This is a genomic window from Flavobacterium denitrificans DSM 15936 (assembly GCF_000425445.1).
In the GTDB taxonomy this organism is placed as follows: domain Bacteria; phylum Bacteroidota; class Bacteroidia; order Flavobacteriales; family Flavobacteriaceae; genus Flavobacterium; species Flavobacterium denitrificans.
The window spans coordinates 122,974-139,941 of the sequence record NZ_AUDL01000013.1 but is presented as its reverse complement, the minus strand read 5'-3'; the positions used below and the strand labels follow the sequence as shown (position 1 = coordinate 139,941).

Here is a 16,968-nt window from a genome sequence, read left to right as displayed (position 1 = left end):
AAAATCTGCAGGAAACTTTTATTCACATTTTTTTTGCCACAGATATTAAAAATCCTCTTAATCTGTACAATCTGTGGCCCATAAAATTACTTCACCACCTCAACCCAGAATCCTTTTGTTCGTGCCAAAAATGTATTATCATACATCGCTTCACATTGTAATCCTGGCAGATAATAATTTCCTAAATACGACGCATTTAGCAGAATACGGAAAACTTTGGTTTCTCTAGATTTCATTCCGAAATAGAAATTAGTTCTGTCATCACGAATATCAATATAATCGGCAGTGTTATTTACAGCATCTCCATAATCTGTGAATCGGGTATTAACAATTTCGAATCCCGAAGGCAAAATTTGTGATAACGCCACGTTTTGAACACTTTCTCCCCTTTGGTTTTTAATCGTTACTTCGGCAACAAATTCGGTTCCCTGATTAATTTTGGAAACATTGATCACACTTCCTTTTCTGTTTTTGAAAACAATAGAAGCCGAAACATCACTTTGAACTGCATTTTCTTGACCAATTGGCAATATTCCTGTATTCAATACACGAACATAAACTGTATTGGCTTTATTATTTTTTAGCATAATACTGTTTGTACCAGAAGCCACAGACAAACTGCGATCTGCAACCGATTTGCCTGTGTTTATCGTCTCGCCTTTTCCGTTTTTACTAAACTGAATATTGATTCCTTTTGGGCCATTGCTCACGGCAAATTTCGACATTGCATACAAGCAATATGCGGTTGTCTGCGTACTCATCCATTGGTTAGCTGACATTTCTTTAGCTAATTTAGAAGCTGTTGCAAATGCTTTTTGTTTCTGATCTAAAAGAAGCATCGTTTCTAAAGCCATTGCTCTATTTCTTTCGCTTGAGCCATAATAGTAATAGCTGTAACCATCTGAACTTCCATCGATACTCGTTTTCAAAAATAAACTCTGCCCAGCTGATTTTTGACCTGCTAAAACATAAGCTGCAGCCAAACGAAGCATACTTTCATTTGAAATGCCTTTTGTTTCTCTTAATCTGTTCATTGATGATAAATCGGCATTACCGGCTAGAGCCAAAGTATATAAACGATAGGCTTGAGCTAAATCATTTCCGTATTTCGGTTCAAAACGCCATTGTTTTGCTTCTTTTTGCTGATACGACAGCCATTTTGATTTGAAATTAATTGGCAATACATATCCTTTTTTCTCTGCTTCAATCAAGAAATGTCCTGCATAAGATGTTCCCCAATCGTCTGCAACTGCATTTCCTTGCCAGTACGGCATTCCACCATTGGACAATTGAAAATTCCCCAATCTTGCAATTCCTGCTGTGATATTTTTCTGAATCAGACTTTTGCGTTTTGCATCTATATCCGCCACATCGCCTAAATACAATTGCGGGAAAACAGATGAAGTAGTCTGTTCTACACATCCATGAGGATACTGAATCAAGAATTGTAATCTTCCATTCAAATTCATAGACGGCATTGACGAAACTTCCAATCTTGCTTTATTGCTTCCTGCAATTCCAAATGTTTTCCATGAAATTGTCTTGGTACTATTTGGCGTTAAAACAACATCTGTAAAAGTACTCGTCACCGGATTCGGGTTCGTCATATCAATTTCAACATCATAAACCGATTTCTCACTTCCAGATGTTGCAATTACCTGAACTTTTGCAATTCCAGTTGCAGATCCTACTGCCAAATTAAAATAAGCCATTTTCTCGTCCGGCTGTGCAAAATTCAAGCTTTGAACCGCGCTTCCCATTACTTTCAATCCGTTGCTTGTTTTTACCTGAATCGAAACGTTTTTGATTTTATTTTCAGTGGCAAAAACGGTTACAGGAAGCGTTACTTTTTCCGATGGTGAAATTTTTCTTGGCAATGAGCCCAAAACCATCAACGGGCTTTTAACTGGAGTGGCTTTTTCAACACTTCCGTAAGCACTTGTATTAGCATTACCTGCTACGACCATTGTTCGAACTGACCCAATGTATTTTGGCAATTTTAATTGATGCAATTTAGTTTGCCCTTTTTCTAATTTAAATGGTCCGTAATACAATACAACAGGTTTAAAACGATTGGCTTTTTTAGCTTTTCCTCCGCCCAAATCCTGGTCACCACCAATACTGAAAATCTGGTTTATTTTTCCTCCGTAAGCGCCAATTACATCATCATAAACGTCCCATGTTTTTACGCCCAAAGCTTCACGAACATAGAAACTATCCCATGCATTTGGTGTTTTAAAACGAGTTAAATCCAAAAGACCTTCATCTACAACTGCAATTGTATAGGTCATTTCTTTTCCTGATTTTTCACCCACTTTTACTGTAAACGGTTGTTCTGGCTTCAAAACATCTGGCATATTAATGGTTGGTGCCAAAATCGTGTTTTTGTCCACAACTTCAATCGGAACGATTCCATACATACGAATTGGAGAATCGTTTTTAGTTGAAGCATGAGGTTGCAATAATGTAATATTGAAATAGACATTTGGCGCCATTGCTCCCGTGATTGGAACTTCAACTTTGGTTTCTCCATTTTTTGTTTTTACCCAAAGCGTTTGCACTACTTTTGAACCGTTTTCTATTGAAATCAAAGCACGTCCGCCTTCGCTTGAAGGGAAAGAAATTTGTGCTTTTTCTCCAACAGCATAATTTTTCTTGTCTGTCGAAAACACCAACATATTAGCAGTCGAAGCGTCTCTGTTGCGTGTTTTTCCAGACCAAATTGGCCAATCAATATTTACTGTCAAAGCTGTTGCATGTCCGTCTGCACTATCTGAAACACGAATCAAATAGCGGCCCCATTCTTCATCCGTCAGTGAAAACTGAATACTACCTTTTCCGCTCGAATCCGTATTAATTATAAATGTTTTATAAGATGTCGTTGCATCCGAAGAATTGTAATTTGATAAATTATCGCTTGAAGAATCCCACCACCAGCGCCAGTCTACTTTAAATACTTTTACTTCCAAATTTCGTACTGATTTTGGTCTTCCATTTTCATCAACGGTCACAATATCAAAACGATTATTCGTTCTAGTTTCAAGCATATTGTATTTGTTCAACTCTGGCGATTTGATTCCGACATACGTTTTATATGGAGAATAAGTTGTAGAAATAACATCAGTACTGAAATCTCCGCCCTCTTCATAAACTTTTGTGATGAAAGAAGCACGTAACATGCCCGGCGCCTGACCTTGCAATTTAGGCTGAATATTCACAGACGCTTTTCCGTTTTCGTTTAATTTTCCTGAGAAAACATTAATCTCCTCTGTGCTGAATCGACGAACTAAATCATCAAAAGTATATTTTTCATAACCTTTGAAAGTCGTCGTTTGCTGCGAAAACTTAGCTTGCATTTCTACATTCAGATTCTTCGCGATTGCGCCATGAAGCCAAGTCACTTCAAGATTATCTGTATTTGGGTAAGACGATGAAAGTGTCGTTCTTGTAAATTTATTTTTGATTTTTAAACGATTCGGTTTTATCGTTTCAATCTTGATACTTTTATAGAATTTTGCTCCACCAACGCTCACCATTGCTTCCCAATTTCCTGTTGGTGCGTCTTGGTTTGTTGGTACAATAAAAGAGTAATGATTTAAATCGTTTGTTTTCTGAACGGTTTGATAAACTGTTTTTCCATTCGGGTCATTCAATCTGAATTTAATTGGATGTGATTTCGGAAGTTTATTCGCTTGATCATTCAGAATAAATGATAAATACAAATTATCTCCCGGACGCCAAACGCCTCTTTCTCCATAAATAAATCCTTTTAAACCTTTCTGCAAAGTCTCGCCGGCAACATCAAAATTACTGACAGATAATGAAAGTCCGTCATCCAGTTTCACGTAAGTCGATTGATCTCCCAAAGTAACAATAGCAAAATAAGCGAATTTGTCCAATTGGAAAGATGCAATTCCTTCACTACTCGTAGCCTGAGTTGCTATTTTCTGCTGTTGGAAATTATACAAATCCACTCTCGCATTCGAAACTGGTTCGGTCGTAACAATATTATTTACCGCAAATAAGTATGATTTATTTTCTCCTCTTTTGGCAATAACTCCCAAATCTGAAGCTAAAATATTGGTTGCTATTTTTGCATTATAAAAATAGGAATTCGAGCAAGGGTCTTGACTTTCTCTCCACTCATAATCATCATAATAGTAATCGTCATAGGAATTTCCGCTGTAGTTTACATCATTTTCATCAACTTCTTCCTCGTCTTCACTTTCGTCTTGATCTGCATCTGATGTTTCACATGTATAAAGCGAATATTTCTTTTTATATTCCAATTCTACTCTATAAATCGCTCCCGGTTCTGGTTTGATAATTTTTGACAAATCCAATGCAAAAGTGTTCCATTTACTTGGATTCGTTAATTTACTCTCGACCAAATTAAGCATTGTTTTTGCAACAGGCTGAGCAACCTTTTTGAGATTTTGGCCTCCATTTAATTCATTATATTGCAAAAACTGCAGAATATTATTTTTGTAGATTTTATAAACCTTTACATCAACAGCTCTTAAGTTTACGGCTTCAAAATTCAGTTTCAAATTGTTTGAACTTGGCAAAATTGTTCCGTTTTTAATAAAACGAACACTTGGTTTTATTTGGTCAAAAGAAATTTTCTCCGAATAATTTGCATCCATTTTTTTGCCATATTGGCTCTCAATTCCTTGAAAAACTTCAACTAATAAATCGCCAACTACGATTTGTTCTGGTTCAGATTCTTCCTCTTGAACCACTTCAACTGGCTCTGAAACTACCGCTGCGGCACTATCAACTATAGCCACTGTAGAATCTACAAGTGAGACTGCAGTTTCCTCAACTGGAATAACTTCTTCTTTTTTTGCAGGAGCTTCTTTTTCATTATTAAAATAAACTTTCAACAAATTTCCATCAGCAGAAAATTTTAAATTATTAGTATTCTGAATAGAGACCAAACCTTTAAAATCTTGTCCTTTTTCTAACGGCTCAGAAAAGTTTATCAAAACCGATTGATTGCTTCCCTCTGGAACTTCAACTTTTACAATTTTAAACTCATTTATATTGGTAATTGGGAAATCGATTTGTCCTTTTTGATCAATATCAAAATCGCTTCCATCATATAAAATTTCCAGATTTGAAACTTCAGAAAAACGTTGAATACTGTCAATAATAAAATGAAATTCTTTGCCCGAAGCTGGACTGTTATCAAACTTAATCTTAAGATTATTCCCTTTTTGCTTGGCTTCAACCAACTTTTTTGCCGTTTCAATATCAATATTATCTGCTGTTTTCAAAACGCAGTTTAGGTATTGATATTCCTTGCTGTACGATTGAATGTCGGCGGTATTAATGGTGAAATCCTGCTTTATTGTTTTAACCGTAAAATTGAATTCGGAAAGTGTTTTTTCTTTCTCTTTTGGAAGTACTATCAATTTATCCAACTTCAAAGTCACCTGATATTCAGTACCGGGTTTCAACTTTTTTTCTGGAATAAATGCAATTGTATTTGGCGAAAGCGCAACCACTTTTCCGTCAACACTTGGCGAAATATCAAACAAATCGTTGTCTAATTCTTGATTGGCTTTCCATTCTTTTTTATCAAAAGCCAAAACCACCCTTATATCAGATTCCGAAGAGACTATTCCTCCCGTGAAACTGACTATATACTCTTTAAACAATGAAAAATCAGAATTAAAATCGGCTGCTGATTTTCGGCCACAAGATTGAAAAATAAAAAACACAAAAAACACGAAAACTAATCCTTTTGCTTTCACTTTTATTTAGAGTTAATGGGTTACAAAATTTAAAAAATCAGAGAACATTTTAACATTTGACTGTTAAAACCATAACTAACAAATCATCGTTATATTGTAGTAAATATAGAATATTTTTCCTGCCTTTTTAAGAAGAATTTTCTTTACTAATGATTTTTAACTTTTGTTGAAGTCTCGCAAAAAACGAATTATTAAAATGTTATATTCATACTTCTAAATTTCAAAAAGAATGTCAAACAATTCGAACAGCTACTCTACTGAAAACAAATTTATTATCAAAAACAAAAGTATAATTGTTTATCTGCTGAGCGTGATAACATTTTTTGTTTTAATCGCTTTTACAGATTATTATGTTTTACCTGCTTCAAAAACAAATGATGTAATAACTCACTACTTAGTTCGAACTTCTGGGAAATCAAATCAAAGAGTTTCTTATCATTATTTCACACAAAAAGGATATACCTTTTCTACAGCAAAAGAATTTATTGAAGAAAGCAACATTTTAATTGAGACTTCTTTATTGTTTAAATCTGTAACAACCGTAAAGTCTGAGAAAAAAGATTATACCAACCTACTTGCAAGTGGGTTAAGCATAAATGGAATTTCATTTTACACCAGCCTTATCTTGCTTCTTTCATTAGGAATAAGTCTAAAAATAATGCTCTCAAAAAAAGGTTTTTCTCAAAACACATTTTACAATATCGTTTGTTTTAATTCTTTTATGATTTTTATATGTTTTTACTTGGGAGGATATTTGTTTTAATTACTTACGTCTTTCTAGAAAAAAACGTTTCATTAAATCCGCGGCTTCATTTGCCATAACGCCTGAAACAACTGTAGTTTTTGGATGCAGTTTTGTTCCCATATTCAGAAATCCGCGTTGTTCATCTCGTGCGCCAAAAACAATTTTTGAAATCTGACTCCAATACAAAGCTCCTGCGCACATTTGACAAGGCTCTAACGTTACATAAAGTGTACAATCCTTCAGATATTTTCCGCCCAAGAAATTCGCCGCTGCGGTTATGGATTGCATCTCGGCGTGAGCGGTAACATCGTTCAGCAATTCGGTCAAATTGTGGCTTCTAGCAATGACTTTATCTGCAACAACAATAATAGCTCCAACAGGAATTTCACCTTTTGAGTAGGCTTCTTCTGCTTCCTGCAGTGCTTTTTTCATAAAAAATTCGTCGGTAAAAGGATTTTCCATAAATGCAAAAATAAGATTTTAGAACTTATTTTTTATTACATTTATTTTTTGATATTTGAATATGGAAAGAAAACATAAAATCACTATTCCCGAACCATGCCATGAAAACTGGGACAAAATGACTCCAAATGAAAATGGCCGTTTCTGCTTAAGCTGCTCTAAAACGGTTGTTGACTTTACTTCAATGTTGCCTGAAGAAATTCAGCATTTTTTCATCCAAAATCAAAATAATAAAATCTGTGGAAGATTCAGAAAATCACAATTAGATTCGGTAACAATTCAAATTCCTAATAACGTTTTGTATTCACAAACAAATTATTATAAAATGTTTTTGCTAGCATTATTTATAGCAATGGGAACTACTTTGTTTAGTTGTGCAGATAAAGAAGGGAAAAAACAAAAAATAGATAAAATTGAAGTTGTCAAGGATAAAAAGCAGAATGCAGAACAAGTTCCACCGCCACCAGCACCTCCTTTGAAACAAGACAAACAAGATAATCATGAAAAACCCGTCCAAAAAACAACCGGTGAAGTAATTTTAGAAAATAAGACAAACTCAACGAATAAAACAAAAAAGGAAACGATAGAGGAACCCGTTTATAATGGAGGAGTCGCTATTGAAACCAATGCCGATTTCCCTGGTGGAATCGAACAATTTTATAACTTTTTTGAAAAAGAATTTAAAAAACCCGAAGGATCTGATATCACAAAACTAAAAATAAAACTCTCATTTACAATAGAAAGAAACGGATCTGTAACTTATCTTCAATCTGATCCAGAAGTTGATGAAACTATAAAAAACGAAATTATTAGAGTTTTAAAATTATGTCCAAAATGGGAACCTGGGACATCAAATGGAAAAAAAATCACAATGCATTATTCACTGCCAATCGTATTAGAATAGATCACCGCTATAAAATAAAATTAAAACCGTAAATTTGCTTTTTACCTTACAATGAAAAGCGATTTACTTTCAAACATATATAATCCAGCCGATTTACGTTTACTAGACGAAAGTCAATTGCCACAACTGGCAAAAGAATTACGAGATTTTATCATTGATATTGTTTCTGTAAAAGAAGGGCATTTGGGTGCGAGTTTAGGCGTTGTAGAACTAACAATCGCTTTGCATTATGTTTTTAATACGCCCGATGATTTATTGGTCTGGGATGTCGGCCATCAAGCTTACGGCCACAAAATCCTAACCGAAAGACGAGAAAATTTCCATACTAACAGACAAATAGACGGTGTTTCTGGTTTTCCTAAAAGAAGCGAAAGCATTTATGATACTTTTGGCGTAGGCCATTCTTCTACTTCTATTTCTGCAGCACTCGGAATGGCGATTGCTTCTAAGTTAAAAGGCGATTTTGAAAAAGAACATATTGCTGTAATCGGTGATGCGTCGATTGCCAGCGGAATGGCTTTCGAAGGTTTAAATCACGCTGGCGTTACGGATGCCAATATTTTGGTCATTTTAAACGATAATGCAATTGGGATTGATCCAAGCGTTGGTGCTTTGAAAAAATACCTGACCGCAGTTAAAAACGGAAAAAATCCAAAACAGAATAACATCATCAAATCGCTGAATTTTGATTATTCAGGACCAATAGATGGTCATGATTTTTCAAAATTAATCAAAGAATTAAATCGGTTAAAAAAAATAAAAGGGCCAAAATTCCTTCACATTGTAACCACAAAAGGAAAAGGTCTGCAACAGGCAGAAGAAAATCAGGTCAAATATCATGCACCTGGAAAATTTGATGCTTCGACTGGCGAAATTCACTTTAAATCTGAAGAAAATCTTCCTCCAAAATATCAGGATGTTTTTGGCTTGACCATTTTGGATTTGGCAAAAAAGAATGAAAAAATAATCGGAATCACGCCTGCGATGCCATCCGGAAGTTCATTAAAATTTATGATGGATGAATTGCCAGAACGTGCTTTCGATGTTGGAATTGCAGAACAGCACGCTGTAACGCTTGCCGCCGGAATGGCTACTCAAGGCATGATTGTTTACTGCAATATTTATTCGACTTTTTTGCAGCGCGCATACGACCAAGTTATTCATGATGTAGCTTTGCAAAATTTGCCAATTATTTTCTGTTTAGATAGAGCAGGATTAGTTGGCGAAGACGGCGCAACGCATCATGGTGTTTTTGACATTGCTTATTTAAGAGCAGTTCCAAATATGATTATCTACGCTCCAATCAATGAAATTGAACTTCAAAATATTCTATATACAGCGCAATTGGGATTGGAACATCCTATTGCTATCCGATATCCTCGCGGTAGAGGTGTTTTACCAAATTGGGAAATAGAAAATTTCGAACATTATGAAAAAATTGAGATTGGTCCAGCCGAATGCATAAAACATGGTACGAAAATTGCTGTGCTTTCGACCGGAACAATTGGAAACAATGTTATTGAGGCCTTGAAAGAATGCGATAATGCTGACGACTTTGCCCATTATAACTTTAGCTTCATCAAACCATTAGACATCAACACATTAAACCATATATTTTCATCATTTGAGGGCATAATAACAATAGAAGATGGGGTGAAAAATGGTGGTTTTGGAAGTGCTGTTTTAGAATATGCAGCATCAAAAAATTTCAAAAATAAGATTGAAATTTTGGGTATTCCAGACCATTTTATTGAGCACGGAAGTGTGTCAGAGTTGCAACATTTGTGTAAAATTGACGTTAAAAGTTTGGTAAATCTTTTTTCTAACTGCTCAAAATAATTATTTTGCACAACCAAAAACTAAAATAAGCCTAATGAAATTATTGCGTTCTACCCTTTTCCTGTTATTGCTATTGTGTTCTTCAAATAACTTTGCCCAAATTATTCGAACCACTTTAGATCCATCTCAGCTTCCAAAACTTCCGACAAACTGGACTAAAAAAAACCAGCTAGGTTTTGATATTTCGGAGATTGCTTTTGTGAACTGGAGCGCGGGAGGAACTAGCTCAATTTCCGGGCTTTTTAAAGGGGAATTTGGACGAACTTATATCAAAGGAAATCATAAATGGGTAAACGAGCTTATCGTAAAATATGGCTTAAACAAACAAGACGGAATCGAATTAAGAAAAACAGATGACGCGTTTCAATTCAACTCTACTTATGGTTTCAGAAAAGATACAGTTTCAAATTGGTATTATTCTTCAAAATTAAATTTCAACACGCAGTTTACAAACGGTTACAACTATCCTAACCGAGATATCGCGATTTCGAAACCATTTGCACCAGCTTATATTTTCCTTGGAGCCGGAGCTGAGAATTCAAATAAAAAGAAAAACAGAACTTTTTATTTCTCACCAATAACGCTTAAAACTACTTTGGTTTTAGACCAATATTTAGCCAACCAAGGATCATTTGGGGTTAAAAAAGCGGTTTATATTACTGATCCTGCAGACCCAAACAATAAAATTCTTGTAGAAGAAGGTCAGAAAGTAAAAGCCGAATTTGGTATTCTTTGCACTGGGTATATGAAAACCGAAATCTACAAAAACGTATTCTACGAAAATCGTTTAAGTTTATATACTGATTATTTGAATAAATTTGGAAACGTCGATGTCGATTATGACACAAAATTAGACCTTGTGGTAAATGCATATGTAAAAGCAAACGTGGGTGTTCATATTATTTATGACGACGACATCAAAACTAAAGAAGATGTTATTGACCCAACCACAGGAGCCAAAACACAGGTTAACGCTGGACCAAAAATGCAATTACGCCAAGTTCTTGGAGTTGGTTTAGTTTATGCTTTTCAATAGCATCAAAAGTCTTAAATCCGAAAGTTGTAAAATCATAAAAATTTAAGAAATTAGAGTAAGTCAAATAGTATTCTTTTGACTTTACAACCTTCGACTTTATGACTTATCTCTTTTTTCGTCCTTGAATCATTTCATATAATTCCAAGGCATTTCCATCTGTCAACAGCGAAACATAATGGCAAATATGAAGCAAACGTTCGTATAAATTAGCTTTTTCTAAATGATGTTTTTCAGGAAGCATTTTCAGAATCAGTTTATCATAATTTGATGCCGTTCCTTCAAATTTGTTGTTAAATGCTGTTATGAATTTATCTAATAAAGTCTGGATGATTTGATAACCAACAATTTCTTTTTCTATAACTTCACGACTCTGGTAGATTTTTTCGACGCTTAATTTGATGATGTCATTCATCTGCGCTTTGTATTTGCTTTTATCTGTTAAAGCATATGGAAAATCGCCAGCCAAAATCGCCTCTTCATTTTCAATAAAAACATCAACCGCATCATTGATCAAAGCGCCAATTGCCAAAGCACGCAAATAACTGATTCGATCTTCTTTAGTTTCTAATAATTTATATTTGGCAACGCCAATATTGTCTTTTACCAATTTGATCAAATATTCTAAAGCGTAATCTTCAGAAACCAGACCTAAATTGATTCCATCTTCAAAGTCGATAATAGTATAGCAAATATCATCTGCTGCTTCAACCAAATAAGCTAGCGGATGCCTTTCAAAACCAATATCGCCATCCTCTTTATTGGCAATCAATCCCATATCCTGAGCTACTTCCTCAAAGAATAATTTATCTGATTGAAAGAAGCCATATTTTTTATCTGAAATTTTGTTTGTCGGCTTTTTTGGAAGGCTCTCTTTTGGGTATTTCATGAAAGCACCCAGCGTTGCGTACGAAATTCTAAGTCCTCCCTCGATTCCTGGACGACTTGCCGTAAGCACTGAAAATCCATTAGCATTTCCCTCAAAATCAATTAAATCCTGCCATTGTTTTGCGGTAAGTTTGTCTTTGTATTTTAAACCTTTTCCACTTGAAAAATATTCTCCAATCGCTTTTTCGCCAGAATGTCCAAAAGGAGGATTCCCTATATCATGCGCCAAAGATGCCGCTGCTACAATCGCACCGAAGTCGTTCATATGATACCCATGAACTTCTTTCAGGTAAGGATATTTTTCAATAATCTTTTTCCCAACCAAACGCCCTAGCGAGCGCCCTACAACAGAAACTTCTAAACTATGCGTCAAACGCGTATGCACGAAATCTGTTTTTGAAAGTGGAATAACCTGTGTTTTATCTTGCAAACTTCTAAAGGCCGACGAAAATATGATTCGGTCATAATCAACCTCAAAACCTAAACGTGTATCATCTTGTTCTACACGTAATCTTTTGCTTGTATCGCCTTGTCGTTTTAATGATAAAAGTTGTTCCCAGTTCATTTGATTTTAGATTTCAGATTGTTGATTTTAGATTTAAGGACGGTCAAAAATACGTTTTATTTTAAAATTTTTATACTGATTAAAACTCTAATGCCGTACTATGCTTAATTTCTCCCATAACAAAAATACTGTTCGTATTTCCGATATTTTCTATAGTCGATAATTTGTTCATGACAAAATCCTGATAACTAGCCATATCTTGCACCAAAATCTTCAGCATAAAATCATAGTCTCCGGCAATATTATAACATTCTATAATTTCAGGAAGCGCTACAATATCTTTTACAAAATTGCTTCCCACATTTTTTGCATGTTCTTTTAAACGGACATTGCAAAAAACCGTCATACCGCGATTCATTTTTTTCTTGTCTAAAAGCGCGACATATTTTGTAATATATCCATCTCTTTCCAGTCTTTTAATTCGTTCATAAACTGGCGTTACAGTCAGAAATAATTTGCTTGCAAGGTCTTTTGTATTGATATTGCAATCTTCTTGAAGGTATTTCAAGATCAATAAATCAGTTTTATCTAGATTTTCCATAGTTTTTTTTACGGCTAAAGGTTCTTTTCAAATACATTATCAGTAAAATAATCTTTTGAAACAACATTTTAAAACACATTTTACTTAAAACAAGCTCAAATTTAAGTATTAAAATCTAATGAAATAAATTTGTTCAGTAAAAAATACTGAATCAAAAATGAAAACAAATAACTTAGGTTACCCAAGAATTGGAAGCAACAGAGAACTCAAAAAAGCCTCTGAATTGTATTGGGCAGGAAAAATTTCTGCAGAAGAACTTATTGCCGCCGGAAAAGAAATCCGTATTAAAAACTGGCATTTACAAAAAGAAGCTGGAGTTGATTTAATTCCGTCTAACGATTTCTCTTTTTATGATCAAGTTTTGGATTTGACTTTGACTTTGGGTGCAATCCCGGAACGTTATCATGCGTTAGCTAAAAATAATTCTTCTCTGGATTTGTATTTCGCAATGGCGCGCGGCTCACAAAAAGAAGGTCAAGATGTTGTCGCGATGGAAATGACAAAATGGTTCGATACCAATTACCATTATATTGTTCCTGAATTCACTAAAAACCAAAAGTTCGAATTGTTTTCTGAAAAAATAATCAATGAATTCAAAGAAGCAAACGCAATTGGAATTAAAACAAAACCAGTTTTAATTGGGCCTGTTTCGTATTTATTATTAGGAAAAGAAAAAGAAGAAGGTTTTCACCGAATTGATCTTCTTGATGCTCTACTTCCTGTTTATTTTGAAATTCTTGAAAAACTGCAAACTGAAAATGCCGAATACATTCAGCTTGACGAACCTTTCTTGGCATTAAATCTAACTGATAAAGAAAGAGGCACTTTCACGAAAGTGTATAATGAGATCAGCAAACGTTTCCCAAAACTCAAAATTGTTTTAGCCAATTATTTTGACTGTTTCGGAGAAAATCTAGAAACTGCTTTGGCTTTGCCTGTTGATACTTTCCATTTAGATTTAGTGCGTTGTCCGTTGCAATTGGATGATATTTTAGAATCTGGAAAATTGGCTTCAAATGCAAATCTTTCTCTTGGAGTTGTTGACGGACGAAATATCTGGAAAAACGACTTCAAAAAATCTTTAGAATTAATCAGAAAGGCTGTTGATTCTTTAGGCGAAAGCCGAATTTTGATTGCACCATCTTGTTCCCTAATCCACAGTCCGTGCGATTTGGATTTAGAGACAAATGACGAAACACTTACTCCAGAAATCAAGCAATGGCTGGCTTTTGCAAAACAAAAAATCAACGAAATTGTAATTTTAAAACAATTATCAGCTTCAAACGAAATTGACATTAAAAACTCTATTGATTACGAAAGAAATTTAATTGCAAATGAAAACCGGAAAACTTCAAAATTAATTCATAATAGCGAAGTAAAAGCACGTGTTGCTGGAATTACAGCTTCTGATGACCAACGAAAAAGTACATTCGCATCAAGAAGAAAAAGCCAAATTGAAGCTTTAAATCTACCTTTATTTCCAACTACAACAATTGGTTCATTCCCACAAACCGCTGAAGTGAGAAGCTGGAGAGCGAAATTCAAAAAAGGTGAATTATCAACTCAAGAATATAACGATTTAATCGAAAAAGAAACCGAAGCAACCATTCGTTTTCAGGAAGAAACAGGAATTGATGTTTTAGTTCATGGTGAGTTTGAACGCAACGATATGGTGGAATATTTTGGCGAACAATTGGACGGATTTACGTTTACTAAAAACGGCTGGGTTCAAAGTTACGGAAGCCGTTGTGTGAAACCTCCAGTTATTTACGGAGACGTTTCTCGCCCAAAACCAATGACAGTAAAATGGTCGCAATATGCACAATCGTTGACATCAAAATGGGTTAAAGGAATGTTGACGGGTCCGGTAACGATTTTGCAATGGTCGTTTGTACGCAATGATCAGCCTCGTTCAGAAACTTGTACGCAAATCGCTTTGGCTATTCGCGATGAAGTAATTGATTTGGAAAAAGCCGGAATCAAAATCATTCAAATAGATGAGCCAGCAATTCGCGAAGGTTTGCCGTTGCGAAAAGAAGAATGGGCAAAATATTTGGATTGGGCAGTTCGCGCTTTCAGAATTTCAGCAAGTGGTGTACATGACGATACGCAAATTCATACACACATGTGTTACAGCGAATTCAATGACATTATTCAAAACATTGCCGATATGGATGCCGATGTCATTACAATCGAATGTTCACGCTCTCAAATGGAACTTTTAGATGCGTTTGCCAACTTTAAATATCCAAACGAAATTGGCCCAGGAGTTTATGATATTCACTCGCCACGCGTTCCGTCAAGTGCCGAAATGGTGCGTTTGCTGGAAAAAGCTTCGGCTGTAATTCCAGTAGATCAATTATGGGTAAATCCAGATTGCGGACTAAAAACACGTCATTGGGATGAAACCAAAAAAGCGTTAATCGAAATGGTTAAAGCGGCTCAAGAAATGAGAACAGCAGTTGAAAATCCTGTGAGTTAATACTTTTGTTTAAATATAATTTTTGTTTTTTTTATGTCGGCAAGTGGAGCTTAAAATTAGTTATGATTCGGTTTTTGCTCTCTTGCTGGCATTATTTTTTTTAATTTAATCAGCCTTAAATTTTAAAATTTAGAAGCAGAAATTCTTGTTTTCAAAACAACTCCTGTCCCGCTTTCGGCTTTATCTCTCCTCCCGATTGCCATCGGGAGGAGAGGATATCGCCTCAATCGGGGCTAATCGAGAAATTTTTATTTTCAAAAGAACTTTCAATAAAAAAAGCATCCGCTTTCGCGGATGCTTTTTAATTATATAAAAAATTAGAATTAAAAATTCTTTGAAACACCTACAGAAAATGCTTTTCCAAAATTAAAATTAAAACTTTTAACAACATTTATACCGTCTTCATAATCATAATTATTATACCTTAAACCGCCAATGTTAAAGTTCAAACCAAATCCTTTATCAACATTAATGAAAATTGCGGGAGTAAGGCCAACATAAAACCCATTTGCTTTATTATCAGAAGAATTGACCCCATTAATACTTGTGTTTTTCTGATTTGTAAACCCCGTCCCTAAATCTACATAAGCAGAAAAAGTTTGATTTAAAGGCTTAGAATAACGCAAAAACCCTCCTAACGAAAAAAAATCAGATTTCGATTTAGAATATTCAGTAGTAGTCAATTCAGTTTTTGAGGTTCCAATTCCCCCTTCAATACCCGCTGTCCAATTTTCATGAAATTGGTATCCTACTTTTGGCGAAAAGATAAAAGATCTGGATTTAGTTTCTGAACCTTGTCCTGATCCATTCTGAGAATTATATTCAATACTTCCCATTACTAAAAATGTCCCTTTTTGGGCATTGGCAAAGCTAACCATAGCTAATGCAACTATAACTAGAATTTTTTTCATAAATGTTATTTGTTAAATTCAATCAATCAATTTAACAAGAAATATGCCGTAAAATTGTTTTGTGGATTTCTTAAAAAAGACACATTTGCAACACATTATAAACCTTAAAAAAAAAAGCATCCGCCAAGACGGATGCTTTCTGAAATTGAATATAAAACTTAAGACTAGAAGTTTTTAGAAACTCCAATATTAAATGTTTGACCAAAGTTGAAGTAAAAGTTACTGTAATCAGCTCCATTGTTGTCAAAACTTAACGTTTCGTATCCTAAACCACCAATGCTGAAGTTTAATCCGAAACCTTTTTTCATGTTGATGAAAAGAGCTGGAGTAATTCCAACATACATTCCATCAGCTTTGTCTTTTGAAAAGCCATTTCCAGGACCGTAGGTTTTGTTTTTTAAGTTTTGGAAACCTGCACCCATGTCTGCAAAAACAGAAAAAGTTTGGCTCAATGGTACAGAATAACGCACAAATGCTCCTAATCTGAAGTTATTGTCTTTTTCTTCAATAGTTCCGTTGTCAGTAGTAGCTGAACTTGCGGTAAACTCTCCTCCTACTGTCCAGTTATCATTAAATTGGTAACCTACTTTTGGAGAAAAGCTAAATGTGCTTGCTTTTGCTTCGCTAAATTGGAATTCTGATTTTTCAGAAGTGTAACCAATGTTACCACCAACTAAGATTGTTCCTTTTTGAGCGTTTGCAAAACTGCAGATAGCTAATGCAGCCATCACTAAAATTTTTTTCATGATTTGGGTTTATTTTAAAATTTATGTTTCCTTTAACAACAACAATGCCGTGAATTGCGGGGCTTACGATTTTTTTTATAAATACTTTAAAAG

Annotated in this window: 11 protein-coding genes; 5 read left to right on the top strand and 6 right to left on the bottom strand. The window is 34.7% G+C overall.

Features of this window, described 5'->3' with window-relative positions:
• Positions 1-86 precede the first annotated feature (86 nt).
• On the bottom strand, positions 87-5,759 hold the full coding sequence (locus H600_RS0109495; protein WP_026728564.1) for an alpha-2-macroglobulin family protein: 5,673 nt from the start codon (positions 5,757-5,759) through the stop codon (positions 87-89).
• Between the two features lie 229 nt (positions 5,760-5,988).
• Between H600_RS0109495 and H600_RS0109490 the strand changes: the two genes are divergently transcribed.
• The gene (locus tag H600_RS0109490) at positions 5,989-6,522 is read left to right on the top strand and encodes a hypothetical protein (RefSeq protein ID WP_026728563.1); all 534 of its coding nucleotides are present in this window, start codon (positions 5,989-5,991) and stop codon (positions 6,520-6,522) included.
• Here H600_RS0109490 and H600_RS0109485 read toward each other — a convergent pair whose 3' ends face one another.
• Positions 6,523-6,966, bottom strand: coding sequence for a nucleoside deaminase (locus H600_RS0109485; protein WP_026728562.1), 444 nt, complete (start codon positions 6,964-6,966; stop codon positions 6,523-6,525).
• Positions 6,967-7,027: 61 nt separating this feature from the next.
• Between H600_RS0109485 and H600_RS0109480 the strand changes: the two genes are divergently transcribed.
• Genes H600_RS0109480 through H600_RS0109470 form a run of 3 tightly spaced genes read left to right on the top strand, consistent with a single transcriptional unit; the run spans position 7,028 to position 10,745 of the window.
• Complete coding sequence (locus H600_RS0109480; protein WP_051234400.1) at positions 7,028-7,870, top strand: energy transducer TonB; 843 nt, start codon at positions 7,028-7,030, stop codon at positions 7,868-7,870.
• Between the two features lie 51 nt (positions 7,871-7,921).
• Positions 7,922-9,709, top strand: a complete 1,788-nt coding sequence (locus tag H600_RS0109475; protein ID WP_026728560.1) for a 1-deoxy-D-xylulose-5-phosphate synthase — start codon at positions 7,922-7,924, stop codon at positions 9,707-9,709.
• Between the two features lie 34 nt (positions 9,710-9,743).
• A complete protein-coding gene (locus tag H600_RS0109470; protein WP_026728559.1) occupies positions 9,744-10,745 on the top strand; it encodes a DUF3078 domain-containing protein in 1,002 nt (333 codons plus the stop codon).
• Between the two features lie 103 nt (positions 10,746-10,848).
• On the opposite strand, the gene H600_RS0109465 is transcribed toward H600_RS0109470, so the two are convergent.
• Both H600_RS0109465 and H600_RS0109460 read right to left on the bottom strand, forming a co-directional pair.
• The gene (locus H600_RS0109465) at positions 10,849-12,195 is read right to left on the bottom strand and encodes a deoxyguanosinetriphosphate triphosphohydrolase (RefSeq protein ID WP_026728558.1); all 1,347 of its coding nucleotides are present in this window, start codon (positions 12,193-12,195) and stop codon (positions 10,849-10,851) included.
• Between the two features lie 79 nt (positions 12,196-12,274).
• On the bottom strand, positions 12,275-12,736 hold the full coding sequence (locus H600_RS0109460; protein WP_012023598.1) for an Lrp/AsnC family transcriptional regulator: 462 nt from the start codon (positions 12,734-12,736) through the stop codon (positions 12,275-12,277).
• 157 nt (positions 12,737-12,893) lie between these two features.
• Between H600_RS0109460 and metE the strand changes: the two genes are divergently transcribed.
• Positions 12,894-15,218 (top strand): 5-methyltetrahydropteroyltriglutamate--homocysteine S-methyltransferase, encoded by a 2,325-nt coding sequence (gene metE, locus H600_RS0109455; protein ID WP_026728557.1) that lies wholly within the window; start codon positions 12,894-12,896, stop codon positions 15,216-15,218.
• 323 nt (positions 15,219-15,541) lie between these two features.
• On the opposite strand, the gene H600_RS0109445 is transcribed toward metE, so the two are convergent.
• Positions 15,542-16,129, bottom strand: coding sequence for an outer membrane beta-barrel protein (locus tag H600_RS0109445; protein WP_026728556.1), 588 nt, complete (start codon positions 16,127-16,129; stop codon positions 15,542-15,544).
• Positions 16,130-16,293: 164 nt separating this feature from the next.
• The gene (locus H600_RS0109440; protein ID WP_026728555.1) at positions 16,294-16,875 is read right to left on the bottom strand and encodes an outer membrane beta-barrel protein; all 582 of its coding nucleotides are present in this window, start codon (positions 16,873-16,875) and stop codon (positions 16,294-16,296) included.
• Positions 16,876-16,968: the final 93 nt, after the last annotated feature.